Here is a 20,572-nt window from a genome sequence, read left to right as displayed (position 1 = left end):
GCTATGAATAAAAATCAATCTAAAAACCACAATAAATTAGAGATATTATCAGCTAATAATTATTCTCATTCATTTGTTAAAGTTTAATGACGATTCCGCACATTTTTTTTATTTCCCTACAATGTAGTGGTACTTTGTCTTTGGCTTAGTCTAACGTAAATAGCATTTTTTCATAATAAGTTTGTTTAAATATTGTTCAGATCACATGAAGTGTATCATTTATAAATAAACAGATTGCGTTGAGATAGAGTGAAAAATTTTAACGTTCTTAGGTCAGTGTGATTGGTTTTAAATCTTAAAAAATGACTTATTGATTGCTAAACAAGTTATTTGATGCTGAAATTTTTTTAGCTAGATAGTGTGATCTTTTTTTGCGCACAATAATAATTTGAGCTTGAAATTCAAGTTCACCAAATTCAGGTTCAACCTGCACATAATGCAGTTGCCCAAACTCATCACGTACACGTGCTTGTGCAGAAAAACCAGGACGGGCATTACCACTGGAAATTGTGGCTAAACGTCCGAGTAAATCGACTTGGCGCACGCTATATTTGGGCTTAATCACTTGGTCTAAACAGTGAATCATGAAGACTGTAAAAAAGATGGCAATAATAAACGCTGGAATAATAATGTAATAAGCAGGAACGAAATGTTGTTGTTGTGAGTAAATCAAAAACTGTAAAAAATATCCTGCAACACTGAAATTCATCAGTAAAAAAACAAAAATCAGTACTTTAGAAAATTTAACATCTAAAAGTGGCGATTCTGTAATTCGTTGTGAAAATGCACGTTTGAGCAACTGACTTGGGCGAAAATTAAAGTAATAACCAATCGTTTCGACAGTGCTGAGTAGCAATAAAACAACTAGGCTGAGATGAAAGGGCATTAAGTTCAAATCAGATAAAAACTCATGCATGCGCTAAACTCACGTGTTGAAATATTTATAGGTGATGTTATTAGATGCAGATCATTGATCTAACTCTGCTTAGAGAGCATAGATAAATGATCTGGTTTTGTATAGAGCTAAGATTTGGAACTTTTCGCTTCTTTCTGAAAGTTGCAAAAAAGTTAGTCGTTGATCAAGTAAATCCCACCATCTGAATGAACGCTGATCTCAACTTTCTCAAGTGATTGACCTAAACATGGGCCAGAAATACATTCACCTGTTTCAACTAAAAATAAAGCACCATGCGTTGAGCATTCGATATATTCTTGGTCACGGTCTAAGAACTGGTTTTCTAAAAATTCTAATTCCACTTGTAGGTGTGGGCAGACGTTTTGGTAAGCGTAATACATGCCATCACGTTGGGTGATAAAAATTGTGTCACCATTTTGCGTTTCGTAGGCACGTGCTTCACGCTCAGGAATGTCTTCCATCATACAAATTTTATTCATTATGCAGATTCCTTTTGAATGCTATGCAAAAGTTTAGCGTAATCTTCTACCGCAAGACGAGGGCCGAATTGAGAAACCACTTCACTTGAAATCAGAATGGCAAGTTGAGCTGCAGTTTGGAAACCTAAGCCTGCATTGAGTGCATACAGGAATGAACCTGCAAAGGCATCACCCGCACCGTTGGCATCAACAGCAGTGACTTGACGACCTGGTACAGAAAAAGCGTTGTTGCCATCATAAATTAGGGCACCTTGTGCGCTCAATGTAATGACAATGTATTTGCTTTTTTGTTTTAGTTGTTCTAATGCCGCTTCAGCCGTTTCCGTTCCTGTGTACATCATGGCTTCTTGCTGGTTACAGAAGATCAAATCCACACCATCATCTAGTAACTCATCCAAACCTTCACGCGCATATTGCACCATGGCAGGATCAGATAAAGTCAGTGCAATTTTAACCTGATTGGCTTTGGCAATTTCACGCGCTTGTTTTACCGCAGCACGTGCAGTATCACTAGTAGATAAATAACCTTCGATATAAAGCCATTTTGCTGTTTTAAGTGGCTCAAAATCAATTTGTGTAGCAGAAAGTTCTGCGGTAATGCCCAAGTAAGTGTGCATGGTACGTTCAGAGTCATCACTCACAAGTACCATACAAGTCCCTGTAACGCCTTCACTGACCGATTTGGTTGTGGTGTGAATACCTGCTTCATTTAAGCCTTTGAGGTAAATATCACCCAATTCATCGTTACCAACACGGCAGGCATAGAAGGCTTGACCACCTAAAGCACTAAATGCAACGGTGGTATTTGCGGCAGAACCACCCGAAGCTTGGCCTTTATGTCTTTGTGTTTTAATTAAGTTGTTGTATAAATTTGCTTGTGTTTCACCATCGGTTAATTGCATAGTACCTTTTTGCAAGCTATGTTGAATGAGGAAGTCATCCGAGACTTGAAATTCTTGGTCAATTAATGCATTACCAATTGCAAAAAGGTCAACAGTTGCCATGTCTTTAAATCACAGTCAAAATTAAAAACGCTAAGTTTACACCAATGCTCAGGATTGCTGTAGTTTCATGAATAAAATTCAGTTGAATGAATGATATTGATGGAAAATAGGGGTTTAGCAGAGTTATCAGGAAGGTTAGATGAACATCGAAATTAAAGAAGCACAGGAATTACCAGCGCAAATACAGACTTTGGCAAAACATGCTGCTCAGGAAGGCTTTGATTTTGTCCATCGTTTAATTGAAGAATGGGAAAGTGGCAAAAACCGCTTTGATCAGCCTGGTGAGTTTTTATTGTATGTTTACGATGGTGATCAATTGGTTGCATGTGGTGGCTTAAACCAGCAATGGAATGAGCAAGATATTGAAAGTCGTATTGGACGTGTACGTCGTTTTTATGTTTTGCCAAATTATCGTAAACATGGCGTAGGTAAACAGCTCTTGCAACATTTAGAGAAAAAAGCACGTGCTAATTTTTCGGCGTTGTGTTTAAACACTGATACCAAATCGGCAGCGCATTTTTATCAAAAACAGAATTATGTGTATGTCGAAAATCATCCAAACTATAGTTATTTTAAATACCTGATCTAGTTTTGCTCATGCTACAGCCAGTGCAGCGCAGCATTTTGGTGATACTTTGCAAATTTCAATCAATTTAGTCGGGTTTTCAACGTGAATTATCTAAAGAACTAAAGCTATAATGGCTTTAGTTTTTTATTTGCTTATTTTTAGGAGATCACATGACTGTAGATGTCACTGAAACCATTTCCCAGACTGTACATCCTGCGTTTCAGTTGGTACGTCAACACCATGTTGAAGCCTTAGACATTTTAGTGTCTGAATTTAAACATAAAGTTACAGGTGCGGTGTATTATCACTTAGCGACAGAACATGATGAAAATGTTTTTTTAGTCGCATTTCGCACTCAGCCGATGGACTCCAAAGGTGAGGCACATATTTTAGAACATACTGCGTTGTGTGGTTCTGAAAAATTCCCTGTCCGTGACCCGTTTTTTTTAATGATTCGTCGTTCATTGAATACTTTTATGAACGCATTTACCGCGGCAGATTGGACGGCTTATCCATTTGCAACACAAAACAAAAAAGATTTCCAAAACCTGCTTGCGGTGTATATGGATGCGGCTTTTGCAGCCAATTTAAATCCTCTCGATTTTGCTCAGGAAGGTATTCGTATTGAGCTGGAAAATGGCGAGCCTGTTTATAAAGGCGTGGTATTTAATGAAATGAAAGGTGCGATGAGTTCGCCATCCGATCAGCTTTATCATCAATTGGCTTATCATTTATTCCCTGAAACGACTTACCACTACAATTCAGGCGGTGACCCGAAAGATATTCCAGATTTAACCTATCAAGAATTGGTAGATTTTTATAAGTCACATTATCACCCAAGTAATGCGGTATTTATGACTTTTGGCAATACGCCTGCATACGATTTACAAGAACAGTTTGAACAGTTGGCTTTGGCGAAATTTGAGCAGGGCGAAACGCTATATTCGAAACCTGAACGTCGTTTAGCAGCACCAGTGTCAGTGACTGAAAGTTATGCAGTCGATGCAGAAGAACTGAAAGATAAAACTTATCATGTTTTGGCGTGGTTATTGCCTGAAGCAAGCGATATTAAATTACGCTTAGGTATGCGTTTGGTTGAAGGTGTTTTACTTGAAAATTCTGCATCACCACTGCGTCATTATTTGGAAACTTGGGCGCATGCACAATCTACAGGGCCATTGATGGGCGTGGATGATTCCAACTTTGAAATGACCTTCTTCTGTGGTGTGCAAGGTTCTAACCCTGAACATGCAGCAGAATTTCAGGCGGGCGTTTTAAAAGTTTTACAAGACGTGGCTGCACAGCCTGTGGATACGGCATTGGTCGATGCAATTTTGCATCAAATTGAATTGCATCAGCGTGAAATTAATGGCGATGGTATGCCATACGGGTTGAGCTTGATTTTAAATGGTTTAAGCAGTGCAATTCACCACAATGACCCAATTCAGGTGTGGGATGTAGATACTGCGATTGAGCAAGTCAAAGAAGAACTTAAAGATCCAATGTGGTTATCACGGCTAATTCAGACGCATTTAATTGATAACCCGCACCGTGTTCAAATGACTTTGGTTCCAGATGCAGAAAAATCGGCCAAAGATGCTGCACTTGAAAAAGCACGTCTGGCTGAGATAGGCGCACAACTCACAGATGAGCAAAAAGCAGAAATCGTCGCGCAAACGGAAGCTTTAAAAGTCCGTCAAGATACGCCAGATGATTTGAATTTATTGCCAAAAGTTGGTTTGGAAGATGTGCCTGCAGCTTTGCATATTGTGCAGGGTGAGTTGCGTGAAATTATCAGTAACCGCATTGATTATCCTTTAAATTTATATCATGCAGGAACCAATGGAATTTACTATCAGCAAGTATTGATTCAAATTCCTGATGAAATTGTACAATCGCCATATTTTAATTTGCTGTCTATTTTGATGGGCGAAGTGGGTGCAGGTGAATACGGCTATTTAGAATTGCAACAGCTACAAACCGCAGTTAGCGGTGGTTTGGGCATGGGTGCATCTTTACGTTCTAAAGTCGATGACAAAAATCAGATCAGTGCATGGCTCACATTAACCACTAAGTCTTTGGTGAATAATCTTGAAGCCATCCGCTTGCTGAAATTAGCATTTGAGCAATTACGTTTTGATGAAAAAGACCGCATTATCGAGCTGTTACAACAACGAAAAACCCGTTGGCAGTCACGTTTGTCGGGTTCGGGGCACAGTTATGCCATGCAAATTGCAGGGCGTCATCACAGTGCTTTGGCGCAGCGTGATTACAACAACACAGGTTTGGGCGCATTAAATTGGTTGGCAGACTTGGTTGCTAAAATTGAAAAAGATGCAGCGGAGTACGAGAAATTGATTGCTGAATTGCAATTGATTCACCATAAATTACTGCAAGCACCTAAGCAATTTTTGTTAGTATGTGAAGAACATCAATCTGACCGTTTGGTCGAAGAAGTTCAAGAAGTTTGGGATAAACTTATTGTTGCAGAAAATCCTGCTGCTTTAACTCAAGTTCCTGTAGATCATTCAACGCAAGATCAGGCATGGTTGATTCAAGCCAATGTGCAATTCTGTGCGGCTGCGTATCCTGCGGTGGAAGTGTCGCATCCTGATGCTGCACCTTTGATGGTATTGGCTGCATATTTGCGCAATGGTTTCTTACACAGCGCAATCCGTGAAAAAGGCGGTGCTTACGGTGGCGGTGCAAGCTACGATGGCAATGCATGTTCATTCCGTTTTTACAGTTATCGTGATCCACGCTTGGCAGAAACTTTCGCAGACTTTGAAGCGAGTATTGATTGGTTATTTAATGCAGAGCAATTGCCGCATCAACTAGAAGAAGCGATTTTAGGTTTAATTGCTAGTATGGATAAACCAGGTTCGCCTGCAGGTGAAGCGATTACTGCATGTTATGCATTATTGCACGCGCGTACACCCGCATTCCGCACAGTATTACGTGAGCGTTTATTGGCGGTGACTTTAGACGATTTAAAACGTGTTGCGGAGCAATATTTGCGTCAGCAGCAAGCATCTAAAGCCGTAGTCGCACCTGTGTCAAAACGTGAAGCATTGCTCGAACTTGGTTTTGAAATTAAACAAGTGAACTGATACGTGAAATAACAACGAAAACTTAGGGGGATTTATGAGCGCGTTCAAACTGTTTGAACGCACAGGACTGTCGCTGAGTGTTGCCGCACTCAGCACTGTGTTTGTGGCGAAAACCTATGCACAAGACCCAGCTAGCTTAGTTGCACCTGCAACACCTGAAGCCTGTGTGGCTTTAGAGTCAAATGCTGATCGTTTGGTGTGTTACGATGCTCTGTTTAAAATTCCTGAAGCAGAAAAAACAGCGCTGATTAGCGAACGTCAAGCCGCTCAGGCACTTGCTCCTGCACCTGAAACTGTGAAAGAAAAAATTGCAGTGGGTGTGAGTAATTTATTTTCATTTGATGTACCAAAGCTTGATCCGAATGTATCTTTACTGGATAAGCGCTGGGAGCTTTCACCCGATAGCAAATTAGGCACATGGAATTTACGTGCTTATCAACCTGTGTATTTGATGCCTACTTTTTGGACGTCCGATAAAAATGAACGTCCACAAAGCTTGAATGAGCAAAATACCGTTCCCGTGGGTAAGGAGCAAAACCTGACCTCAATGGAAACCAAATTTCAGCTGTCTTTAAAAACCAAAGCGGTAGAAAATCTGTTGGGTGATAACGGTGATGTGTGGCTAGGTTATACCCAGTCATCACGTTGGCAGGTTTATAATGGTGATGAGTCACGTCCATTTCGTGAAACCAATTATGAGCCTGAAGCCAGTTTGATGTTCCGCACCAACTATACACTTATGGGGCTGCATGGTCGTTTATTGGGTGTGACGTTGAACCATCAATCCAATGGTCGTTCTGATCCATTATCACGCAGTTGGAATCGAGTAATTTTCAATCTTGGTTTTGAAAAAGACAATTTTGCCTTGATGTTACGTCCGTGGTATCGCATTGAAGAAGACCGCAGCGATGACAATAACCCTGAAATTAAAAATTATATCGGGCGTGGCGATATGTTGGCATTTTATCGCTGGAAAGAGCATGACTTTTCTTTGATGCTTCGTCATAGCTTAAAAGGCGGTGATGACGCGCACGGTGCAGCACAGTTTGACTGGGTTTTCCCAATCAGTGGAAAATTACGCGGTCATTTCCAATTGTTTGATGGTTATGGTGAAAGCCTGATTGATTATAACCACCGCGCCACCTATGTTGGTTTGGGTGTGTCTTTAATGAATTGGTTTTAATGACCTAGCATTGATTTAAAAACGTTTTTAACTGAATTTAAAACGCCAATCTTGAAGATTGGCGTTTATTTTTCTATCGCATGTAATTTGTTTTATCCAACCTGAATATCTGCATTAGGGTGTTTAAGACGGCTTTTTTGTGGTGTGGCAATTAAATAGGCCAAGGTCAGAGGCCCTAGACGTCCTGCAAACATCAGCAGCATTAATACAATTAAACTAGCAGGTTGTAATTCGCCTGTGACACCACGAGATAAACCTACCGTGCAGGCAGCAGAAACCACTTCAAAAAGTAAATCCAAAAAATTTTGCTTAGGTTCAAATAGAAGTAGGCTGAAGATACCGATTGTAATCAACATTCCTGTAATGCTGACCACAGCCAATGCTTTAAAAGTCGTCCGTTCAGGTATGGCATGATTAAATACACGAACTTCATCTGAGCGTCTTAAAAAGCTGATCACACTTAAAACGACAATAATAAATGTACCCACTTTAATGCCACCTGCGGTACTGAGCGAACCACCACCAATAAACATCAGAAGCATGGTGAGCAAGGTCGAGCTATTTTGCATACTTGCGACATCTAGACTATTAAAGCCTGATGAGCGAGGAACGGTAGCGTGAAACCATGCATTGAGTGCTTGGTCGCCAATACTCATCGCAGCAAGGGTATGCGGATTGCTGGCTTCAATGGCCCAAATCAGCAAAAATGCAACGAGGTTTAATCCTGCAATAGTAGAAAGAATGAGTTTGCTATTGGGTGAAAGTGTTTTCCAGCGTTTGGCTCGTTTAATATCCATGAGTACCACAAAGCCTACACCGCCAATAATATAGAGCATACTAATGGTAAGTGTAATCAAATACTGATCTGCAAAGCTCATTAAGCTATTGGGAAATAATGAAAAGCCGCCATTATTAAATGCAGACACACTATAAAAAGCAGCATAGAAAAAGGCATCTTGAAAAGGGTAATCCTGCATCCAAGCGATCGTTAGAATTAGTGTGCCAATGCCTTCAAAAAACAATGAGTAGAGCAACACGCTTTTAATGGTCATCGACACTTTAGACAGGTTGGTTTGCCCAATGGTGTCTTGCGCCATGATTTGTTGTTTTAAACCAATTTTGGATGACAAACTTAAAACCGCTAAAATCGCAAAAGTCATAAAACCTAAGCCACCACATTGTAACAACAACATAATGACCATTTGCCCAAATACGGTATAAGCATCGCCAATATTCACTACAGACAATCCAGTGATCGTCACTGCAGATGTAGCAGTAAATAAGGCATTAATCCAACTCATCTCGCCATGATGGGAAATGGGCAGTTTCAGCAAGATTGTGCCAATGCTAATAAAGCTTAAAAAGCCCAGTGCCAAAAGACTGGGTGGGCTTAAATTGACAGTTTTGATTGGTTGTTTCGCTGTTTTTTTCATTCTGACTTAAATTGTTTAGATAAGCGTTTTAATGGTTCAAGTTGTCCTTCAACCACCAAAATATCATCTGTTTGTAGCATTAAATTGGATTCAAGCGTATAGAAAATCGTTTCGGCACGTTTAAACAGTAAAAGTTTAACCTCGGGTGCATGTGACATCAGACTATGAATGCGCGTGCCATGCAAGTTGTCTTTAATTTTTACTTTTACAATATAGTGGTTGTCGTTTAGGCTCATATAACGACTCACCATCGGATAACTCAGTGATTGCGCGATGCGAACGCCCATATCTTCTTCAGGGTGAATAATTTTACTTACGCCCAAATGGGTCAAAATCATGGTGTGCGCTTTACTTTTGGCTTTAACGTAAATTTTAGAAATACCCAAATTCTTTAAATTTAAGACACACAAAATACTGGCTTCAATATCTTCACCAATGGCGACCACCACTGCATCACAATTTTGAATATTCAGTTCTTCCAAAACGTGTTCATCGGTTGCATCGGCAATCACCGCATGGGTAATTTGATCGGCAATGTTTTCTACAAACTTTTTATTGCTATCAATCCCAATGACATCATGGTTGAGTTTGACCAATTGTGTCGCCACAGTTGCACCAAAGCTACCTAAACCAATGACAGCAAATTGTGCCATAACATCATCCTGAAAAATTATATTATTCTTCCAATATTCTAAAATATTTTAGGGCTCTATACTGTAGCAATATGACTAAAAAACCGCTGAAATCAGCGGTTTTTTGCACTTATTGAGATGTGTGATCGGTTATTTTAAGAAACGCTGATAACCCAAGTTATTAGTAATCTCTTGGTATGGATAAGTGATCTTTTCCAAAGTTTCAATTAAACCATCTGGGTTCTGTTTGGCATCCGAAGCTTCTAAACCGACCAATACACGGCCTTCCGCTGCACCGTGGTTACGGTAATGGAACAGGGTGATGTTATGGGTTGGGCCTAAGCGCTCCAAGAAAGTCAGTAATGCACCCGGACGCTCTGGAAATTCCACACGGAATAGACGTTCATTTTCAATATCGGCATGACCACCGACCAAATAACGAATGTGTAGTTTTGCTACTTCATCATCCGACAAATCATCAACATCGTACTGGGTTTTGAGTAACTCATAAATGTCGTGGCGTTCTTTTTCACCAGATTTTAAGCTGATGCCGACAAAGACTTGTGCAGCAGTAGCATCGCTGGCGCGGTAGTTAAACTCGGTGATATTACGACCTTGCAGCGCACGGCAGAAGTTAAGGAACGCACCTTTTTCTTCTGGAATGGTCACGGCAAAAATTGCTTCTTTATGTTCACCGAGTTCAGTACGTTCCGCAATATAGCGTAAACGGTCAAAGTTCATGTTTGCGCCACAGACAATTGACACAATATTTTTATTTTGCAATTGGTGTTGCTCGACATATTTTTTGATGCCTGCCAAAGCCATTGCACCTGAAGGTTCTACAATGCTGCGGTTTTCATCAAAGGTGTCTTTAATTGCCGCACAGATTTCATCGGTATTCACCAAAACTACATCGCGCTCAACAATTGGGCCTGATTGATCTGATTTTTGTAGTTGTAAAACTTCAAACGGTTTCTCACCAATTTGTGCGACAGCAGTACCATCGGCAAATAAACCCACTTGCGGCAAAATAACCCGTTCATTGGCTTCAAAAGCCGCTTTTAAGCAAGCCGATTCATCATATTCTACAGGAATGACTTTGACATGCGGTGCGACATCGCCCAAGTAGGCTGCAACACCTGCAATTAAACCGCCACCACCAACAGCAACGAAAACATATTCGACATCGCGCCATTGACGCAAAATTTCGTTGGCAATCGTACCTTGACCTGCCATGACCAATTCATCGTCATACGGTGGAATAAAAGTCATGCCTTCATCTTGGGCACGTTGAATTGCATATTTGTTGGCAACATCAAATGAGTCACCATGTAATACCACTTCGCCACCCAAGCGTTTTACCGCTTGTACTTTAATATCTGGCGTGGTTTTAGGCATAACGATAATGGCGCGAATGCCCAGTTTTTGCCCAGACAATGCTACACCTTGCGCATGGTTGCCTGCAGAGGCAGTAATTACACCACGTTCAAGTTGGTCTTTGGGTAATTGGCTAATACGGTTATACGCACCACGCAATTTAAAAGAGAATACAGGTTGTAAGTCTTCACGTTTAAAGCGAATGTTATTGTTCAGTTTTTCACTAATTCGTGGCGCTGCGTCGAGTGGGGTTTCGATTGCAACATCGTAGACCGTTGCTTGTAAAATTTGTCGAACCAAACGAGACAGCATGTTAATCTTCCATCTAACAGTTTAAAATAGGGGGTTATTGTAACAAACCCCTGCACATTTGCGCTGTAAAATCGGCAATAAATGTCAAAAATAGTTGAGTGAAGTCATGAGTCTGTATGCTACCCAAGATGAAAAGAAGCAAGCGGCTGCCAAAGCAGCATTAAAACATTTGCCTAAAGGCGGGATTTTGGGGGTAGGTACAGGCAGTACAGTGAATTTCCTGATTGATTTATTGCCTGAATTACAATTAGAAGCAGCTGTGGCAAGTTCTGAAGCGACTGCGGAGCGCTTAAAGAAACTTGGTATTGAAGTGGTCGATATGAACTCTGTGGGCAGTTTAGATGCTTATGTTGATGGTGCAGATGAAATTGACCGTCACATGCACATGATTAAAGGCGGCGGCGCAGCGTTGACCCGTGAAAAAATTGTGGCTTCTATTGCACGTAAGTTTATCTGTATTGTCGATGATTCAAAATGTGTAGAGCAGTTAGGACGTGAGTTTCCATTGCCAATCGAGGTCATTCCAATGGCTCGTTCTGCGGTAGCACGTAAAATTGTGGCTTTAGGTGGCGATCCTGCTTACCGTGAAGGTGTGGTAACTGATAACGGTAACGTGATTTTAGATATTTATAATTTAAATATTTTAAATGCGTTGGAATTAGAAAAAACCTTGAATGATATTCCGGGTGTTGTGACCAATGGTATTTTTGCCATCAATAAAGCAGATATTGCAATTGTAGCGACCAATAACGGCATTGAAGAACGTACTGCGGTTTAATTCGTCTCCCAAGTCCCTTGTTTTTAATGGGGGGCTTTTCTTCCTCCTTTATTAAAGGAGGGGTCGGGGAGGATTTAATAAAAGAACAACAATGACATTATCCGACTTACCTGAAATTCAAATTACACCACATGCAAAAGCAACACGTTTACGGTTACGTGTCGAGCCGAATCAAATTCGCTTAACTGTGCCGAAATATTGCACTCAGCGACAAATTCAGGATTTTTTGCAACAATCTGAACAGTGGATGATTGAAACTTGGCATAAACAGCAAGCACAGCAAGGACTTGTGCAGCGTGAATTGCCAAATCAGTTATCACTTTTTAATTTGCCTGAGCCTTTAAATATTCATTATCAAACACAAAAACATAGTTTTATTTTAGATTTAAAACAGCATTGTCTTTGGGTCAGTGACCGTCAACCTGCAGCATATTTAAAAGCCTTTGTTATTGCTTATGCCAAACAAATGTTGCCGATGTATTTACAAACAGTCAGCCGTGAAATTGCTTTGCCATTTAAACAGTGTGCAATTCGTCAACCGAAAACCCGTTGGGGCAGTTGCAGTGCACAACAGCATATTATGCTCAATAGCGCTTTGGTGTTGTTTCCTGAACAAATTGTGCGATATGTGGCTGTGCATGAGTTGGCACATACCCGACATTTTGATCATAGTCCTGCGTTTTGGGCTGAAGTGCTGCGGCATGATGTGCACTATTTGCAGCATCGCAAACAGTTAAAAACAACGCCTTTGCCTTGGTGGTGGTATCAATAAAAAAGCCAACACCCACATGATAAGACTACAATGCAAAGGTGTTGCACGTATTGACTACAATCCAAATCATCTTTTATAAAATCAACAGAATAAAGAAAAGCCCCAAAACCCTAGTAAAACAGTTCAGAAAACCAAAACTTCCTGTCATACTATAGCGTTAGCTTAAACATGCTTTTGAATTGAGGTAATGCACGTGATTTCAGTTGGTATTGTCGGTGGTACAGGTTATACAGGCGTTGAATTATTGCGTCTTTTGCTACGACACCCAAATGTGAAAGTAAATGTACTGACTTCACGTACAGAAGCGGGTCGCCGTGTAGATGATATGTTCCCAAGCCTGCGTGGACACACAGACCTGTGCTACTCCGATTTAAACATCGAAGAATTAAAACAGTGTGATGTGGTGTTCTTTGCTACACCGCACGGCGTTGCAATGCAACATGCTGCGGAGCTTGTTGCAGCCAACACCAAAGTGGTCGATTTAGCAGCAGACTTCCGTTTGCAAGATTTAGCACAGTTTGAAAAATGGTATGGCATGCAACATGCTTGCCCAGACATTTTAAAAGATTCAGTTTATGGCTTGTCTGAACTCAACCGTGAGCAAATTAAACACGCACAGGTGATTGGTAACCCAGGTTGTTATCCAACCACAGTGCAACTTGGTTTAGCACCATTGTTTAAACAAGCTGAAGCTTTAGTGAAACCTGAAAGCATTATTATTGATGCAAAATCAGGTGTATCTGGTGCAGGCCGTAAAGCCAGTCTGGGCATGATTTACTCTGAAAATGCAGATAACTTTAAAGCCTATGGTGTTGCGGGGCATCGCCATCATCCTGAAATTGTAGAAGCACTAGAAAATATTTCGGGTCAAAAAAATGTGTTCAATCACATATTATTTGTACCGCATTTAGTGCCGATGATTCGCGGTATGCTCAGCACTATTTATGTAGATTTGACTGATGCTGGCGATGCAGCAGATTTACAAAGCTTGTATGAGCAGTTTTATGCCAATGAGCAATTTGTAGATGTAATGCCAGCCAACAGTTCACCAGAAACACGTTCAGTACGTGGCGCCAACCAGTTGCGTATTGCGTTGTATAAACCTCAACCAAAAAAAATGGTACTTTTGGTTGCACAAGACAACTTGGTGAAAGGTGCAGCAGGGCAAGCCGTACAAAATATGAACCTGATGTTTGGTTTTGCTGAAAACGCAGGACTTGAGGTGATTGGTTTATTACCATAAAACACGTTTTTCAACTTCACACACATTTAGATTTCGATTTAAATGTGTGTTTTGAATGAATCAAAACAAGAGATGACGATGCATAACACTGATACTGAAACCACGTCACAGTCGAATTCAACCACGACACCATCTACAACACCACCAGAAAAAAAGCCATTTTTTGAAACAAATGCGCCTTTAGCGATTGGTGCTGCAATTTTAATTTTAGGCAGTGGTTTTTTAGGATATTCAGTTGGACATCGTCAAGGCTTAACAGTGGTGGGTTATGATGCCGATGCTGAACAACTGGTTGAAGTGGTTCAGGAACAGAAAACCCGTTTAGAAAGCCTAAATAAAAGTTTAAATGCTGCAGTGCAAGAGCGTGATGTTGCGGTGAGTAACTCGAATGACTTATACGAAGCATTTACGCAAGCGACTGAAGATAAGCAACGTACTGAGGGAATGAGTGCGATCTATCGTGAAGTGTTGCGTCAGCGTGGAGGTTTGAGTCTGACTGTACAGAATTTAGGGGTAAAACCTTTACCTGAAAATGCCTATGAATATCAGGTCGATTTAGTACAAGTCAGCCCAAATAAACGCCGTGCAAGCGGTACAGTCGAGTTGCGTTTAATTCAGGGCACAGAAGTACTGGTTATTCCAATGGAAGACAGTAATTTTAATTTTGATAATTATGAGCGTTTAACGGGACGCTGGACAATGCCAAAAGGCTTTAATCCAGATTTTATTGAAGTCCGTGTCAATGGCTCAACGCCTGTCATCAAGCGTTTCAGTTGGAGTAAGGGCAAAGCTGTGGAAGCCGATTCAGCATTTATTGCTGAAATTCCACAAGCAGAAGCCAGTGCTCAATAATGTGTGATATGTAAAACTTATGCGAACCCAGAAACGATCTATTTGTTTAAACGAAATTAAAAATAATTTTCATCAATCTGGCTATGTCGATTGGCATTTAAGCCCACGTTTGGCGGTGGATGATGAAGGGCATGAAGATGATGGTGACATTGCAGTACAGACCGCACCACCACAATTAAAGCGTCCACCTTTGTATGCTGTCGTTTTAATGAACGATGATTACACCCCAATGGACTTTGTAATTGAAATTTTACAACAATACTTTGCAATGAATCTTGACCAAGCGACTCAAGTAATGCTAACTGTACACTATGAAGGAAAAGGTGTCGCAGGGGTCTATCCGCGGGATATTGCGGAAACGAAAGCGAACCAAGTCAATAATTACGCTCGATCACAAGGTCATCCATTACTTTGTCAGATTGAGCCTAAAGATTAAGGGGGTTACATGCTCAGTCGTCAATTAGAAGTATCACTACGTTTGGCTGTTAGCATGGCTCGTCAAAAGAGACACGAGTTTCTAACGGTTGAACATTTATTATTGGCTTTATTAGACAATGATTCGGCAGTCAATGCACTCAAGGCGTGTGGTGCAGATGTTATTGTGCTGCGTAAAGAACTCGAAGAATATGTAGAACAACATACCCCTAAACTTGCTGAAAATAACGATCAGGCGCCGCACCCGACCGAAAGTTTTGACCGCATTTTGCAGCGTGGTATTTTCCATGTGCAATCTAGCGGTGGTGACCGTACGGTTGAAGGCGCAGATATTTTAGTGGCAATGTACTCTGAACGTGATTCATTTGCCGTGTATCTACTCAAGCGTCATCAAATTAACCGTTTGACCTTAACGCAATACTTATCGCACGGTACACGTAAAGACGAAACGCAAGCGGAAGAAGAGGTTGAAGAATTAGATAGCGAAAGTTCAAGCTCTGCCAATGCTGGCCCGTTAGAGCTTTACACGCTAAATTTGAATACTGAAGCGCAAAAGGGTAAAACCGATCCGTTAATTGGGCGTGAAAAAGAAATTGAGCGTGCTGCACAAATTCTATGCCGTCGTCGTAAGAACAACCCATTGTTGGTGGGTGATCCAGGCGTGGGTAAAACCTCTATTGCCGAAGGTCTGGCGTGGCTGATTGTGAATGGTAAAGCGCCAAAACCACTCGAAAATGCCGAAGTATATAGTTTGGATATCGGTGCGTTGGTAGCGGGTACAAAATACCGTGGTGACTTTGAAAAGCGTTTAAAACAACTGTTAAATGCCTTGAAAAAGAAACCTGATGCCATTTTATTTATTGACGAAATCCACATGATTATTGGTGCAGGCTCAAGCATGGGTAGCACTATGGATGCATCAAATTTAATTAAACCTGCGTTGGCAAATGGTACTTTGCGTTGCATTGGCTCGACGACATTCCAAGAATATCGTCAGGTATTTGAAAAAGACCATGCACTTTCACGCCGTTTCCAAAAAATTGATGTGAATGAGCCTTCTATTTCAGAAACGATTGATATTTTACGTGGTTTAAAATCGAAATTTGAAGAATTTCACCATGTTAAATATGATGATAAAGCATTGGTGTCTGCGGTAGAGTTATCGGCCAAATTTATTAATGACCGTTTCTTGCCAGACAAAGCCATTGATGTGATTGATGAAGCAGGTGCGCAGCGCCGTTTAAGAGCTGAGCAAGATGATACTTTAATCACAGTAGAAAACATTGAAGATATCGTCTCTAAAATTTCACGTATTCCACCTAAAACCGTATCGAAAGATGACAAGACTGTACTTGAACATCTTGAGCGTGATTTAAAACGTGTGGTCTTTGGTCAAGATGAAGCTATTGAAGCGTTAGCATCAGCAATTAAACTGTCACGTGCTGGTTTAAAAACACCAGACAAACCAGTGGGTAGTTTTGTATTTGCTGGCCCGACAGGCGTTGGTAAAACCGAAGTTACCAAGCAGTTGGCAAAACTGTTGGGTGTGGAATTGGTTCGCTTTGATATGTCTGAGTACATGGAGCGCCATGCCGTTTCACGTTTAATTGGTGCACCTCCAGGCTATGTCGGTTTTGATCAGGGTGGCTTACTCACCGATGCGATTCATAAAAATCCGCATTGTGTGTTGTTGTTGGATGAAATTGAAAAAGCGCATCCTGATGTATTTAACCTATTGCTGCAAATTATGGATCATGGTTCATTGACCGATAATAATGGTCGTAAATCAGACTTCCGTAATGTGATTTTGGTTCTGACCACTAATATTGGTGCGGAAAGTATTTCCCGCGTGAGCATTGGTTTCATGGATCAAGACAACAGTAATGACAACCAAGAAGCGATGAAAAAAGCCTTCTCACCTGAGTTCCGTAACCGTTTGGATGGGGTCATTCAATTTAAAGCTTTACCTACTACAGTAATTGAAAATGTAGTGGATAAATTCTTGACTGAATTACAAGCGCAGTTGGATGATAAAAAAGTCATTCTTGAGGTTGATCAAGATGCGCGTGAATGGATGGCTGAGCATGGATATGATCGCTTAATGGGCGCACGTCCAATGCAACGTCTGATTCAGGAACACTTGAAAAAGCCATTGGCAGAAATGATTCTGTTTGGTGAACTTGCAGAACAGGGCGGTAATGTGGCTGTTTCTGTGAAGAAAGAGAACGGTAAGGCAGTCGGTTTGAAACTTGAAGTCTTTGAAGATCAAACGGCTGAACCAGCCTAATCAATCCTTATTTGAATTTTGAAAATAACCCATGTTGAACATGGGTTATTTTTTATGAATTCGCAGATGCGTGAACTTGAATCGTTACTGCTAAAAGAGAGACCACACAGGATTTATGGATTTTCAGATCACTAAAATTGCCAGCACAACGTTCTTGTTTTTTGTTACGGCAGTTATGGAAATATTAGGCTGTTATTTTCCTTATTTGATTTTAAATCAGGGGAAATCACAGTGGTTATGGCTGCCAACAATTTTAGCCTTAGCGGCTTTTGTGTGGTTATTGACTCTACATCCTGCGGCATCGGGGCGAATTTATGCGGCTTATGGTGGTATTTATATTTGTACAGCCTTGATTTGGTTAAAGTATGTAGATCAAGTCAATTTAACACGTTGGGATATGTTCGGTGGAATGATAGTAGTTTTAGGCGCATTGATCATTATTTTACAACCGCAAGGTTTAATACGTTAGGTTATATTTGGGTTTACGCATTAAACCTTAGGCATTAAATCTTAAAGCTGAGGTTGTTTTAGTTTTAAATACAGTTCAGTCTGCTTTAAATTGGCACTCGCTATTTGCCAATTGCACATTAAACTGGGTTTTTTCTGCACTGAGTTTTAAGTTCAATACATAGGGATTTACCCGTTGGAACTGATGCTCAAAAATAGATTCACAATTATGAATTAAGTTTTGTTTAATCATATTTTTGACATTGTTATAACCCGTACTTTCTACAAACTGCGTGAAGTCAGGTGAAATAATCATGCCACGAATATTGATTTGTTTGTCTGTCGCCGTACTTTGTTCAATCACTGTATTTTGATCGACCTGATAAGGCATAGTACGAGAATCTTCATCACTAATGACATCTAAAATTTCATTTAAAGCGACGATATTTTGAATTTTATAATCTGCACTTAGAATCTTTTGTTGGACTAAATATTGATCTAATTCACTGGCTTTGGCATAGAGTGAAGCACTCGCGATCAGTGTAGTAGTGCACAGCGTAATTGTGGCAAGTGTTTTATCAATCATATTGTTTATCTAGGCTCTTTTAGAAATTTTAGAAAAATAGACCATAACTCAAGATTATAGCGAGCCAAATAAAAAAACAGCACCTTTTGGTGCTGTTTGTAACAAAACTCATCAAAGTTTTGCGAATATTTAAGACGGGTTTTAAAGCTTAGTCTTTTTTAAGATTTTCATTCAATAAAAACTCAACCAATGCTTTTTGAGCATGTAAGCGATTTTCTGCTTCATCCCACACTACAGCATTTTTGTGATCGAGCATATTTTCAGAAATTTCTTCACCACGGTGCGCAGGTAAGCAGTGCATAAATAAACAATCAGGATGTGCTAAATCCATCAGGCGTTCATTCACTTGATAGTCTGCAAACGCTTTTTCACGAATTTTTTGTTCTTCTTCCTGTCCCATACTTGCCCAAACATCGGTCACAATCAGGTCAGCATTGACTGCGGCATCTTCAGCAGAATCTACTAATTCTACACAGTGTGCAAATTCAGACAGGAAACGTTGTTCAGGTTCATAGCCTTTAGGCGTTGCAATTTTTAAATTAAAGCCCCACATGTGCGCAGCTTCAATATAAGAGTTACACATGTTGTTGCCATCACCAATCCAAGCCACGGTTTTACCTTCAATTGAACCGCGATGCTCTAAGTAAGTTTGCATGTCTGCAAGTAACTGGCAAGGGTGGTGATCGTCAGTTAAAGCATTGATCACTGGAACTTTTGAATAAGATGCAAAACGTTCTACAATGTCATGTCCGAAAGTACGAATCATCACAATGTCAAGCATACTTGAAATGACTCGTGCTGAATCTTCAATCGGTTCACCACGACCTAACTGTGTGTCACGTGATGATAGGAAAATTGCGCTGCCACCAAACTGACTCATACCTGCTTCAAACGATACACGAGTTCGGGTACTAGATTTTTCAAAAATCATTCCCAAGACTTTGCCCACAAAGGGTTGGAAAACTTCATTGTTATGCTGTTTACGCTTGAGCTCAATGGCGCGTTGCAAAATTTGATTCAGTTCTAAAGTCGATAAATCGCGTAATGTTAGAAAGTGACGTAGAGCCATTCGTTACTCCACAATAATTGCTGAATGAGAAAAACAACAATTAGTTGTTGGTTGGTTAAATGAAAAAGGGAATCGGCTAATATACTATAGGATGAAGAAATTGCAAAAAAACTAGACTTTTTGATGGGCGTCTAGAAAGCGATCTACACAATAACTTACATAATTGATTGTTTCTTGTTCAGTTTCTTGTTTTGGAATGCCCATAATAATGCGCCATTCTAAATTTCTTAAAATTCCAAAATACAATTGTGCAGAATAAATAGGCTGTTCACAGCAAATTAAACCTTGCTGACTGGCATGTTCCAATACTTTGGCAATACAAAGTTGCACATGCAAAGGGCCGCGCTCATGTATGTGTAAGGCAATATCAGGATTGCGCTGACTTTGCTCTAATACCAGACGCATAAAGGCTGCATTTTCTGGTTCCAAAATATGATGATAAAAATTCAATAAGGTTTGAATCAAATAACCACGTAAATTTGAATCAATTTGTTCAAAGGGAATGTGAATATCCTGAAAAAATTTATCACGGCGATAATCACAAATAGCTTTGAATAACCCTTCTTTATTGCCAAAGTATTTATAGATCGACGCTTTAGAACCGCCTGCGTGTTGCACAATATCATCTAAGGATACGGCATCGTAACCACGCTCTAAAAATAGCTCAGTTGCACTGACTAATAACGCTACACATCGCTCATGACCACGCTTGGTTGGTGGTATATCTTTACCTAAAGGAGCGAAATGGGCGAGTTCGTGCATATTGAGTAAAAAATCATCAATTAAATAGAAGGGAGATTGTCATTATAACAAATATATGTACAGCGTGCTGTGTCGAAGTGTACTTGCACATGGCATGATTTGAGCTGAAAAAGCCATATTTTTAGAAAATAGTTTAAATTTTGCTTATTTAGTGTACTAAAAAGCTGTGTTTATCAAAAATAAAGAATAACCAACATCACGAAAATTTATTGTGCAATAAATTTGAAAATTATTTGACTAAAGTTTTAGAGTATAGATTCTAAAAAGCCATGGCGTGATCTCGCATTCTCGATATACTCGAATCTCGAAAAATATAGTAAGAAAAGC

General features: G+C 40.2%; 19 protein-coding genes. 10 read left to right on the top strand and 9 right to left on the bottom strand.

All coding sequences use genetic code 11. The features are described 5' to 3' along the window. Positions 1 to 307 precede the first annotated feature (307 nt). From AC07E5_RS04860 to AC07E5_RS04850, 3 genes are all read right to left on the bottom strand, one after another. Complete coding sequence (locus tag AC07E5_RS04860) at positions 308 to 916, bottom strand: OB-fold-containig protein (protein WP_096900848.1); 609 nt, start codon at positions 914 to 916, stop codon at positions 308 to 310. Between the two features lie 152 nt (positions 917 to 1,068). Beyond that, the gene (locus tag AC07E5_RS04855; RefSeq protein WP_180005707.1) at positions 1,069 to 1,380 is read right to left on the bottom strand and encodes a Rieske (2Fe-2S) protein; all 312 of its coding nucleotides are present in this window, start codon (positions 1,378 to 1,380) and stop codon (positions 1,069 to 1,071) included. Positions 1,381 to 1,394: 14 nt separating this feature from the next. Next, positions 1,395 to 2,399 carry an adenosine kinase gene (locus AC07E5_RS04850; RefSeq protein WP_004973415.1) on the bottom strand — a complete coding sequence of 335 codons (1,005 nt, stop codon included), beginning with the start codon at positions 2,397 to 2,399 and terminating at the stop codon, positions 1,395 to 1,397. Positions 2,400 to 2,538: 139 nt separating this feature from the next. Here AC07E5_RS04850 and AC07E5_RS04845 point away from each other — a divergent pair, with 139 nt between their 5' ends. The 3 genes from AC07E5_RS04845 (at position 2,539) to AC07E5_RS04835 (ending at position 7,260) form a co-directional block, all read left to right on the top strand. Continuing rightward, on the top strand, positions 2,539 to 2,988 hold the full coding sequence (locus AC07E5_RS04845) for a GNAT family N-acetyltransferase (protein WP_498624799.1): 450 nt from the start codon (positions 2,539 to 2,541) through the stop codon (positions 2,986 to 2,988). 149 nt (positions 2,989 to 3,137) lie between these two features. Beyond that, positions 3,138 to 6,077, top strand: a complete 2,940-nt coding sequence (locus AC07E5_RS04840; RefSeq protein ID WP_498624797.1) for an insulinase family protein — start codon at positions 3,138 to 3,140, stop codon at positions 6,075 to 6,077. 34 nt (positions 6,078 to 6,111) lie between these two features. Then, positions 6,112 to 7,260 carry a phospholipase A gene (locus tag AC07E5_RS04835; protein ID WP_096900844.1) on the top strand — a complete coding sequence of 383 codons (1,149 nt, stop codon included), beginning with the start codon at positions 6,112 to 6,114 and terminating at the stop codon, positions 7,258 to 7,260. Between the two features lie 92 nt (positions 7,261 to 7,352). Here AC07E5_RS04835 and AC07E5_RS04830 read toward each other — a convergent pair whose 3' ends face one another. The 3 genes from AC07E5_RS04830 to ilvA all read right to left on the bottom strand — a co-directional run bounded on the left by AC07E5_RS04830 (position 7,353) and on the right by ilvA (position 11,014). Further along, positions 7,353 to 8,693: a TrkH family potassium uptake protein gene (locus AC07E5_RS04830; RefSeq protein WP_498624795.1), complete on the bottom strand. Its 1,341-nt coding sequence runs from the start codon at positions 8,691 to 8,693 to the stop codon at positions 7,353 to 7,355. Further along, a complete protein-coding gene (locus tag AC07E5_RS04825; RefSeq protein WP_004973425.1) occupies positions 8,690 to 9,346 on the bottom strand; it encodes a potassium channel family protein in 657 nt (218 codons plus the stop codon). The genes AC07E5_RS04830 and AC07E5_RS04825 overlap by 4 nt, the downstream gene beginning before the upstream one ends. A gap of 129 nt (positions 9,347 to 9,475) precedes the next feature. After that, positions 9,476 to 11,014 (bottom strand): threonine ammonia-lyase, biosynthetic, encoded by a 1,539-nt coding sequence (ilvA, locus tag AC07E5_RS04820; RefSeq protein ID WP_019837302.1) that lies wholly within the window; start codon positions 11,012 to 11,014, stop codon positions 9,476 to 9,478. Between the two features lie 106 nt (positions 11,015 to 11,120). Between ilvA and rpiA the strand changes: the two genes are divergently transcribed. The 7 genes from rpiA (at position 11,121) to AC07E5_RS04785 (ending at position 17,850) form a co-directional block, all read left to right on the top strand. Then, a complete protein-coding gene (rpiA, locus tag AC07E5_RS04815) occupies positions 11,121 to 11,792 on the top strand; it encodes a ribose-5-phosphate isomerase RpiA (protein ID WP_498624793.1) in 672 nt (223 codons plus the stop codon). Positions 11,793 to 11,883: 91 nt separating this feature from the next. Beyond that, positions 11,884 to 12,564, top strand: coding sequence for a M48 family metallopeptidase (locus AC07E5_RS04810; protein ID WP_180079393.1), 681 nt, complete (start codon positions 11,884 to 11,886; stop codon positions 12,562 to 12,564). Positions 12,565 to 12,751: 187 nt separating this feature from the next. Beyond that, entirely contained in the window at positions 12,752 to 13,807 is a 1,056-nt protein-coding gene (gene argC / locus AC07E5_RS04805; protein ID WP_498624790.1) for an N-acetyl-gamma-glutamyl-phosphate reductase, read from the top strand. Positions 13,808 to 13,885: 78 nt separating this feature from the next. Beyond that, positions 13,886 to 14,659 (top strand): DUF6776 family protein, encoded by a 774-nt coding sequence (locus tag AC07E5_RS04800; RefSeq protein WP_498624789.1) that lies wholly within the window; start codon positions 13,886 to 13,888, stop codon positions 14,657 to 14,659. A gap of 19 nt (positions 14,660 to 14,678) precedes the next feature. Then, complete coding sequence (clpS, locus tag AC07E5_RS04795) at positions 14,679 to 15,095, top strand: ATP-dependent Clp protease adapter ClpS (protein WP_168417363.1); 417 nt, start codon at positions 14,679 to 14,681, stop codon at positions 15,093 to 15,095. 9 nt (positions 15,096 to 15,104) lie between these two features. After that, positions 15,105 to 17,381 (top strand): ATP-dependent Clp protease ATP-binding subunit ClpA, encoded by a 2,277-nt coding sequence (gene clpA, locus AC07E5_RS04790; RefSeq protein WP_498624787.1) that lies wholly within the window; start codon positions 15,105 to 15,107, stop codon positions 17,379 to 17,381. Positions 17,382 to 17,496: 115 nt separating this feature from the next. Beyond that, the gene (locus AC07E5_RS04785) at positions 17,497 to 17,850 is read left to right on the top strand and encodes a YnfA family protein (protein ID WP_004973443.1); all 354 of its coding nucleotides are present in this window, start codon (positions 17,497 to 17,499) and stop codon (positions 17,848 to 17,850) included. A 75-nt stretch (positions 17,851 to 17,925) separates the two neighbouring features. Here AC07E5_RS04785 and AC07E5_RS04780 read toward each other — a convergent pair whose 3' ends face one another. The 3 genes from AC07E5_RS04780 to AC07E5_RS04770 all read right to left on the bottom strand — a co-directional run bounded on the left by AC07E5_RS04780 (position 17,926) and on the right by AC07E5_RS04770 (position 20,245). Continuing rightward, on the bottom strand, positions 17,926 to 18,414 hold the full coding sequence (locus AC07E5_RS04780; RefSeq protein WP_004973445.1) for a hypothetical protein: 489 nt from the start codon (positions 18,412 to 18,414) through the stop codon (positions 17,926 to 17,928). A gap of 148 nt (positions 18,415 to 18,562) precedes the next feature. After that, positions 18,563 to 19,483 (bottom strand): ornithine carbamoyltransferase, encoded by a 921-nt coding sequence (gene argF / locus AC07E5_RS04775; protein WP_168525416.1) that lies wholly within the window; start codon positions 19,481 to 19,483, stop codon positions 18,563 to 18,565. A 111-nt stretch (positions 19,484 to 19,594) separates the two neighbouring features. Beyond that, on the bottom strand, positions 19,595 to 20,245 hold the full coding sequence (locus AC07E5_RS04770; RefSeq protein ID WP_498624784.1) for a TetR/AcrR family transcriptional regulator: 651 nt from the start codon (positions 20,243 to 20,245) through the stop codon (positions 19,595 to 19,597). Positions 20,246 to 20,572 lie beyond the last annotated feature (327 nt).

It is taken from the genome of Acinetobacter seohaensis (genome assembly GCF_056431365.1).
This window is presented reverse-complemented; position numbering and strand designations above follow the sequence as displayed.